The 8669-nt window shown below is 50.3% G+C and carries 6 protein-coding genes; all 6 read right to left on the bottom strand.

Features of this window, described 5'->3' with window-relative positions:
• Positions 1-86: 86 nt before the first annotated feature.
• The 6 genes from QZL66_RS01595 to QZL66_RS01570 all read right to left on the bottom strand — a co-directional run bounded on the left by QZL66_RS01595 (position 87) and on the right by QZL66_RS01570 (position 8664).
• Positions 87-512 (bottom strand): CBS domain-containing protein, encoded by a 426-nt coding sequence (locus tag QZL66_RS01595; RefSeq protein ID WP_022410018.1) that lies wholly within the window; start codon positions 510-512, stop codon positions 87-89.
• A gap of 153 nt (positions 513-665) precedes the next feature.
• The gene (locus QZL66_RS01590; RefSeq protein WP_293601760.1) at positions 666-2819 is read right to left on the bottom strand and encodes a leucine-rich repeat protein; all 2154 of its coding nucleotides are present in this window, start codon (positions 2817-2819) and stop codon (positions 666-668) included.
• 238 nt (positions 2820-3057) lie between these two features.
• Positions 3058-4272, bottom strand: coding sequence for a M15 family metallopeptidase (locus tag QZL66_RS01585; protein WP_022410016.1), 1215 nt, complete (start codon positions 4270-4272; stop codon positions 3058-3060).
• A gap of 41 nt (positions 4273-4313) precedes the next feature.
• On the bottom strand, positions 4314-5543 hold the full coding sequence (locus QZL66_RS01580; protein WP_022410015.1) for a D-alanyl-D-alanine carboxypeptidase family protein: 1230 nt from the start codon (positions 5541-5543) through the stop codon (positions 4314-4316).
• 210 nt (positions 5544-5753) lie between these two features.
• Entirely contained in the window at positions 5754-7175 is a 1422-nt protein-coding gene (locus QZL66_RS01575; protein WP_022410014.1) for a DUF4340 domain-containing protein, read from the bottom strand.
• A 19-nt stretch (positions 7176-7194) separates the two neighbouring features.
• The gene (locus tag QZL66_RS01570; protein ID WP_022410013.1) at positions 7195-8664 is read right to left on the bottom strand and encodes a GldG family protein; all 1470 of its coding nucleotides are present in this window, start codon (positions 8662-8664) and stop codon (positions 7195-7197) included.
• Between the last annotated feature and the right edge of the window lie 5 nt (positions 8665-8669).

Raw genomic sequence — 8669 nt, 5'->3', positions numbered from 1 at the left:
TTCCGATTGCGCCTCGTTTCGTTTTCGGGTAAAACAAAATATAAAAAATGCGTACCTTGTGTTGTGTCAAGGTACGCGTTTTTTATTCAGCCTTTGCAATCTTTTTCAACAAAATAGCGGATGACATCTTTTCTTGTGATGATTCCGACAAAAACACCACGATCATCGATCACAGGAACAAAGTTTTGATCCATAACCCGCTGCAAAAGATCTTCCATGGATGCGTAAATATTCACCGGCGGATTGAAATCTTTTCGGATAAGACCAGAAATATCTGTGTGTTCTGTTGTGCGGATGTCGCAGTGAATCGCATCGTTTTCACGATTTCGATTCAAAATATACCACAAGAAATCGCCTTCTGTCATTGTTCCCTGATAGACGCCGTTGTGATCAATGACAGGAATGGCGGTATAGTGGTGATAGTGCATTTTTTCCAAGCCTTGCCGAATGGAATCGTCGCAGTATAAGAATGCGGTTTCACATTTTGGCTTAATCAAAAAAATAATGTTCATAAGTTCCTCCCAATTGTCATACGCTTTAAGCATTATACCATATTTTCGATAGATTTGCAAGACACTTTTGAAAAAATCGCACAAAAAACGGCACAGCTTTGATTTTTGCTGTGCCGTTTGGGTATTTGGTTGATTTTAAAACGAGAGAGTATCTTATTCTGCTGCTTCCGGCAGATTATCGATGATATGAACCAGGAACTTTAGCAAGCTCATACTGTCTGCAGCATCAATTCCGGGCGCAGCGTTGCACTCAGCATTTGACTTTGCATTTTCGTTCAGGACAACGGAACCAGCCACTGCCTTGTTCAGCATAACGGCATCGTCCAGACCAACTCTGCCATCCAGATTAACGTCGCCGTACAGAACGGTGAACGGAATTGGCTCGGTGGAAGTTGTTTCGGAGGTGCTGTCAGTGGAAGCAGTAGTTTCGTCAGAACCGCTGGTGCTTGTGTCTGTGGTGTTTGTGGTTTCAGCGGTCTCAGAGGTTTGTGTGGTTTCCGTAGCAACGGGCGGTGTTGTGGTAGTGTCTGTAGTCTCAGGAGCATCCAGCGGAATGAACGGAATGTCGTTTGCGTCGGCATAATTGTGCGCTTCGCTGATGTAATAACCGGTGATGGTGATGACATCGTTCTTTTGCAGGGTGTCATCTACCACATCATAACCAAATGCGCCTTCTTCAATGGTGCTAACGCTCTTGGGGATCGTGATGTTTTCCAGAGAACCGCAGTTCACAAATGCGTTCTTTCCAATGGAAGTCAGCGTATCCGGCAGCGTAACTTCCTTCAAAGCGTCACACTTGGCAAAGGTGTTCTGACCGATTTTGGTAATGTTGTCCGGAATGTTGATGGATTCCAGACCAGAGCAGCGGTAGAACATGTAGTTGTCCAGCGAGGTAAGGCCGGCACCGATGGTGATGTCCTTCAGACCTTCATCATGATAGAACGCCCACTTGCCGATCTGGTTTACCGAGTTGCCGATCACCAGCTTGGTTGCGCCGGTGCACTCTGCAAATGCGCTCTCACCGATGGAAACGACTGTATCCGGCAGAACAATTTCTTCCAGACCGCTGCATCCATAGAAAGAGGAATTCTTGATCTTGGTGATGCCAGTACCGAAATCAACGCTCTTCAGTCCGGTGCAGCCATAGAACAGGTTGTCCGCAACATCTGTCAGGCTGTCCGGCAGCTTGATGCGTTCCAGTGCGGTGCAGTTGTAAAATACGATCTCTTCCAGAGATTTCAGAGTTTCCGGAAGGGTAACGGAGGCCAGCTGATTACAGTATGCAAAGACACCGCACTTGATGGCAGTGATATTCTCCGGAATGTCGATGGATTCCAGACCGCAGTAGGAGAATGTGTCCTTTCGCAGAGAGGTCATACTTGCAGGAATGTGTACAGACTTCAGATTTTCACAATGGCTGAATGCGCCGGTTGCAATGGAAGTGATGCTGTCCGGTAAATCCATAGAGGTAACACCGGAGTAGGAGAAAGCGCCTGCCAAAATGCTCTTCATGGAAGATTCCGGGAACTGTACGTTTTCCAGAGAAGAACAGTTGTAGAAGGCATTTGCGCCGATGGTCTGAACGCCCTCTTCCAGAATGACGGTTTTCAGGCCGGAACAGTTGGTGAACATAGTAGTTCCCAGTGCTGTTACACCGCCCGGAATGGTGATGCTCTCCAGAGCGGTGCAGTAAGCGAATACTTCACTGCCGATGATGGTAAGTGTGGAGGGCAGCGAGATGTTTTTCAAGTTGGAGCACATGGTGAAGGCGTTGGTGTTGATCATTTTCACGCCCTCCGGAATCACGAGATCCGTCAGACCGGTACAGCCGACAAAAGCGCTTGCGGCAATGCCCACCAGAGAATCCGGAAATGTGATGGAGGTGATATCCTGTCTGCCGTAGAATGCCTCTGCATCAATGTAGGTTACCGGATAGTCGTCAATGGTATCCGGAATGACCACATCGGTGATTCCTTCATCGCATCCCGTGATGTGAATGGTTCTGGCAAGAACAGTGTAGTGCAGACCGTCCTCGGTAACCTGTTCGCCTGCGCCGACAACCGGTGCGGTTTTGGACATGTCAATTTTGGTGAGGGAGAGCTCTGGTGCGATGGCGTCCAGATCTGCATCAATTTGTGCAGCAACCGCTTCCTCCGGCATAGGCTCCTCCAGTTCAGGCAGCTCTACCGAAACAGAAGCTGCTTCTGCGGATACAGCTGGTTCTGCAGAAACAGAACCCACGCATGCGGGAAGCAACATGACAATGGCGGTAAGACCGGCCACGGTTTTTCTCCAATTTGGTTTCATAGAATCGAAAACCCCTTTCTGATGTTATGCTAATGTTTGAGGCAATTTCCTCCGAAATACCGGCAAATGACCTCAGGTTGACAAGTAGCATTTCTTACATTATAATCTATTTTTTTCGTTCTGTCAAGTGAATTTTGTAAAAAATGCTAGCCGACAGGACGCCTTTTTCAACCATTCCGCAGAAAAAAGCGACGCTTCGAAAAGCGCCGCAAGGGAAGTATGGGAATCATAGAACCGGTCAGTATCCGTAGTATCCGGCGTTGGGATCAGCATAGGTGTCGTATCCGTATCCATAGCTGTCATAACCATAATTGTAGCTGTTGTCGTAGCCATAATTGTAATCATAGCTATCGTAGCTGTAATTGTTGTAATCGCTGTACCCGTAGCCATTGTCATAGGAGTAATCATATCCATAAGAGTTGCTGTCATATCCGTAGCTATAGTCATAGGAATCGGTGGCAGCTTCTGTGGCGGGTTGTGTTGTGGTGGGGGAAGTGGATGCGCCAATGGTCAGCGTGAAGATGAATCCGTCCGTGTTATTGCCGGATACGGTGTATACTGTGTCCTTTGGCATCTCCACATGAGTGGTGCCGCTGGCATCGGCGGGAACGTAGTAGATCATATAGGAAGAAGTGCCGTCATCGTAGGATAATCCGCCGCTCTCCAGCGTGTAGCTTTTCAGCGCATTGAGATACTCTTCCAGCGAGTAGTTATTCTGATGCATGATTGCGGCGTGTACTGCACCCACATAGCGGAAGTGGGAGGGCGTAAAGGAAACACCGGTCGCTGCGGTCTTGTCCTCCGGATAGCGGAGCACAAAGCCGTACCGCCAGGAGTTCTCCACCATCCAGTCATTCTGCTTGGTGAGGTAGGCGACCACTTCGCCGGTGCTGGTAATCAGCCCGATGTCGAAGCTGTAGCCGCTGCTGCGATCTGCCAGCTCCGTGGTGTAGAGGGAAGAGGCATCGGCGTAGGCGGATGTGGTGCTGTAGATCTGCAGATTTGGCCAGCCGGTTTCTGTAGCGTATGCGTCAAACAGACTGGAGAGGGGCTGGAATACCTCGGTTTGCATGGTCAGCGAAGTGTCACGGGGCAGGACATTGGAGTTTGTGTTGGTGGAAAAATCCGAAAATGTCTGCGCACCGGTGTAAGGATGCGTGCTGTCCACCAGAACCAGAGGGCCGCTTGCCATGTCGGCGGAGGTGAGATCCAGAGAAATTCCATCCGAGGACGTACTGTCCGAATCGTTGGCATCTGTGGAATCTGTGTTGCTGCCGTCAGAACTATTCGCCGAATTGGATGCTGCAAATTCGCCAATGCCCACAATATTTTCTGCGGGTGCAGGGCGGATGAGCCGATAAACTTTGTCGATCAGGAAAATAAGACCAATGAGAATGAGCAAAGAAGCCATAAAGCCAGCTGCATTCAATCGTCTGCGAGGGCGATTGCGCATGGGATCTCCTCCTTTCCTGTTTTATTGCAGAGGCGGTGTAATCAATACCACGTATCGGCGTAGTCACCGCCGGAGTAATTGGTATCATAGCCGCCTTCGTCATAGCTGTAACTGTAATCATTGTAGTCTTCCGCAGCTGTGGTAGTCGTGGTGTCATCTGCGGTCATGTTTGTGAGGTAGCCATTTTCATCGGTGGTCAGCGGTTCAAGGTCAGTGGGCATGGGGTAGCCGTCGTGGAGGGTGCCGTAGATAGCAAAGGTATCGTAGACTGCCTGCCAGTAGCTGGGGCCCATTGCCGTCACTGCAATGTATTCTTTGCCGCTGTCATCGGTGGCATAGCTGACCAGACAGTGTCCGGCCTCATCGGTGTAACCAGTTTTTCCGGCTTCGATGGTGATGCCAGTAACTTCTGTACCGTACATTCTGCTGAACATATTGCTCTCCAGCAGGATTCCCTCCGGATGCTGGTCAGTTGCGGCTGTGGTATACTGATAGGTGCTCAGGATCTCACGGCAGGTATCGTTTTTCATGACATAACTCATAAGCAGGGCGATATCTGTGGCAGTGCTGTAGTGTTCCTTGTCCTGTAAGCCGCTTGCGTTGGTGAAGTGGGTGTTTTTCAGTCCAAGCTCCTGTGCCTTGTCGTTCATCAGCTTGACAAACGCATCTTCCGAGCCGCAGATGTGATCGGCAAGAGCAATGGTTGCATCTGCACCGGAGGGCAGCGCAATGCCGTAGAGCAGATCACGGACGCTGACGGTTTCGCCCTCTTCGAAGCCGGCACGGGATGCCTCAGCCTCCACCAGAGGGGCGATGATGTCGTAGGTCATGGTGACGGTTTCGTCCATATCCTGAATGTTTTCCACGGCCACCAGCACAGTCATGATCTTGGTCATGGATGCCGGATACATCCGGTGGTCAGCGTCACGCTGCGCCAGAATGGTGTTGTCCTGCACATCCAGCAGGACGGCGTACAGACTGTTGATGTTAGAGCTGGTTAGTTCCAGCAGATTGTCGGCTGCCTGCGGATAGACCAAAGTATTCGCAGCTTCGGTCGCTTCCTCCGTGGAAGCTTCGGTTGCCAATTCTGCCGCTTCGGTGCTTTGTACCGCTGCGACTGCCGCAGGATTTTGCCGAACCTTGGGTTTGCCGGTCTGCGTGAGAAGAACAATAAGGAATACCACGACGATGAGTCCGCAGAGGACACCGATCGTGGTATTGATCCACAATTTTTTCTGTGCTTTTTTTTGTTTTGTCTTACGAATTTCCATGTTTGCACCTCATAACTGCACTGACTCGATTGAGTTGCCGTTTTTGTGTGTCCTTCCGGGACAAACGGTTCTTTACAATTATAATATGTTTTTGTCGTTTTGTCAATGGATTTGTTGGAATTTGCGCCGTGTTTGGGGAAATGCCGAAAAAAAGAGACACTGCCAAAGCAGTGCCTCTCGTTTCTTCGAGAAAATGCGGTTTGAAATCTCTTAGGATGCGGAAGAGGAGATCACGGTCATCAGTTCCGAATACTTCTCCAGCATTTTGCCGCTGCCGCTCAGCGCATTCTGGCGGACAACGGTTCTGGTATAAACGCCGTCCACACGTGCCCAATAGGTCGTGTCATCCCGCTTGACCAGTTCCACAATGCGTGTGGTGCCGTCTTTCAGCGTGTAAGTGATGGTGAGGGACGGGGTGCCGTTTTCCGGCGGGTCGCTGTCCAGCTGGATCTCCGTATAGGTGAGGCTGGACACCTGCGAGAACATGTCCTGGAATGCCGTGAGTGCGGCATCTCCATAGGTGCTGATGTCTGTGCCGTTGCAGGTGTACTTTTTGTTCTCATAATCCACGCCAAAGGTAGTGTCAATAGATAACGTTCTGTCGTTGTAAGAGCCGTTGTACTGGATGGACATGGCGGAAATTTCGTCTATGCCGACCTTGCAGACGGTTTTCAGAAGATAGGTCGTGGTTTTTCCCTGCAGGAAAGTGACATAGGAGGAGTCGAACCGCCAGATTTCACCGGTTTCCTCGTTCAGACAATTGATATAGCTGGAAACGAGGGGATCGTAGTCTTCAAAACGGAGCGTGGTCACATCGCCGTTTTCCTGTGTGATCTGGAACACATAGCAATTCTTGTCCAGATTGTACTTGGCATAATCAGCTTCCCTGACATCCTGCGCACCGAAATCATCGATTTGCAGTTGGATGAGTGTTGTCACCAGCGAGGACACCTGCGAGCTGTCTACAGCCACAGTATTTTGCAGCGGTTCGGTCATAATCCATGCGGAGTCCGCTTTTTCCAGCTGATAAGCGAGGTCGTCGCCATGGGACAGAGAGAGTTTGCAGATGTTGGAATCCTTGTCCTGTAAGATGTACCGATAGCGGAGCTGTTCCTTGGTGATTGCCAGATAGCCGGCAGAATCGGAGCTGACCAGATAGATGTGGTCGTCGCCCTTTTTCATCACATAAAAATACTCTTTCGTTGCGGTCTGGTTGCCAATATAAATGGTATCCTGTGCGCTGTCTGTGTAGTAGGTGATTGCGATGGGATCGTCAAGCCCGTCGCTCTTCTTGGTTTCCTCGTCTGCCGGACCGAGATCTTCGCTGGCAGTCAGCGTTGCGCCGTAGGTGCAGAGTGCTGTAATATAATAGGTGTTGATCCGGATGTCGGTGGCATTGACTGCCTCCCATTCGGCGCTGTCATTCGGTTCTACAGTGTAGTCCAGCTCCGGCGTGTGCAAATCCAGCTTGATGATATCGTTGGAATTAAAGGTGGTTAGCTGTAACGCTGCGGATTTTTCGGATTCCTCTGCATCCTTCTGATTCTGATAGTGATCCACAAAGAAGTACGTCCCCAGTGCGATTGCCACCATCAGAAGCAGAGTCAGACCCAGAATCAGTTGTTTTTTCATGGGATCATCCTCCTGTTGATCAGGAATTCCGGCGCTTGATCCAGACAACAATACCGGTTGCCATAATGACAACAGGAACAACTGTGAGGACAATGATCAGACCTCTTGCAAAGGACGCATCCTGTAAGGAGATGTAATCGTTGCTGCTGGTCTTTGCGGCGATTTCCATATCGATGTCGCTGTCGTACATCCAGCTGATGGTGCTCAGGAACAGATAAACCGGAACGATTACCGTTTCGCTGGAAACGTGGGTGTCGTCGATAAATTCTGCGTTGCCGAATACCACCATCTTGGATTCCGAACGTGCGTTGTTGAGGGAGTAAGCTGCCAGCATCAGAGATGAGCCACTCTGTTCCTCCGGATCGTCGCTGACACCGCCGTACGGTTCGCCGACTGCGGAATCATAGGTGGTGATGAGGGGAGCAATGGTGTACTTGCCGTTCTCATCATAATAGTGGAAGCTGCGGGATTCCGGCATAAAGGTGTACAGATTCTGGTCGATCAGCGAGGAAGTCAGGTCGGCCGCATCGCTGTCATCGTCCAGTTCGTGGAGTTCGCACTGAACGGTGGTGTTGTCGCCGGAAATGTGGTAGGACGAATTGGTCTCGTATACCTTGTCGTAGTCCATGGTAAAGCCGTAGTCTGACATGATCTTTTCCAGATTGGTATAGGCAAATTCGCCGCCGTTGGGGGACATGAGCAGGGAGATGTTTCCGCCGCCGTCCAGATAGGTGTTGATTTTCTGCATCTCGTCCTCGGTGATGTCGGCGCCGGGTGCTGCCACCAGAATCAGCGCTGCATCATCCGGAACAGCGTCCACTTCCGAGAGGTTCAGGGACTTTGCATTATAATTGTAGTTGGTGAGGTTCTTGGAGAATGTGGAGTACTGATCCAGCGATTTTTCGCCGTGTCCGGTGAGGAAGTAGATGGTGGGGGTGAACTGTTCTACCACACCTTTGATGGTGCCGGTGATGAGATTTTCACCCACGAAGTCCTCGCCGGTGGTGTTGCCGTCGCTGTCGGTGTATGTGTTGTACATAGAGGAACCCGGCAGACGCTTTTCCACGCCGTTGCAGACAAAGACCATGTCACCTGTGGACAGCGTGTAGGCGTTGCCCTCGTTGATTTTCTTCATGGTGTCCTCATCCTTGTTCGGGTCGAAGTCGATGAGGTTGATGCAGTCGTGGGCGGAATAGGCGAGCAGTGCACGGTACAGCGTCAGGGTAGAGGCGTCCGATTCCAGTTCGTCCATCTTTGCCAGCAGGTAGAAGTCTACAGTCACATTTTCCTGATCCAGCTTGTCCAGATAGGATTCTGTGGTATCGCTCAGACTGTACTGCTTGTTGGGCGAGATGTCCCAGCTGATACCAAGACGTGCAACGATCATATTTAAGATGATTGCAATGACCAGCACCAGAACGGCGAGAAGCCATGCCATGCCGGCGAATTTGGTGTTTTTCCAGTTGCGGAACTTTTGATTTTGACTCATGAATG

The sequence above is a fragment of the Ruminococcus sp. CAG:330 genome, from assembly GCF_000437175.1.
GTDB lineage: Bacteria > Bacillota > Clostridia > Oscillospirales > Ruminococcaceae > Ruminococcus_C.
The sequence above is the reverse complement of the archived record's forward strand: the minus strand, read 5'-3'. Positions and strand labels throughout refer to the sequence as shown.

Bases quoted from the DNA above. Each gene is read 5' to 3' on its own strand.
- QZL66_RS01595 (WP_022410018.1), bottom strand. From the start codon at position 512: ATGAACATTATTTTTTTGATTAAGCCAAAATGTGAAACCGCATTCTTA.
- QZL66_RS01590 (WP_293601760.1), bottom strand. From the start codon at position 2,819: ATGAAACCAAATTGGAGAAAAACCGTGGCCGGTCTTACCGCCATTGTC.
- QZL66_RS01585 (WP_022410016.1), bottom strand. From the start codon at position 4,272: ATGCGCAATCGCCCTCGCAGACGATTGAATGCAGCTGGCTTTATGGCT.
- QZL66_RS01580 (WP_022410015.1), bottom strand. From the start codon at position 5,543: ATGGAAATTCGTAAGACAAAACAAAAAAAAGCACAGAAAAAATTGTGG.
- QZL66_RS01575 (WP_022410014.1), bottom strand. From the start codon at position 7,175: ATGAAAAAACAACTGATTCTGGGTCTGACTCTGCTTCTGATGGTGGCA.
- QZL66_RS01570 (WP_022410013.1), bottom strand. From the start codon at position 8,664: ATGAGTCAAAATCAAAAGTTCCGCAACTGGAAAAACACCAAATTCGCC.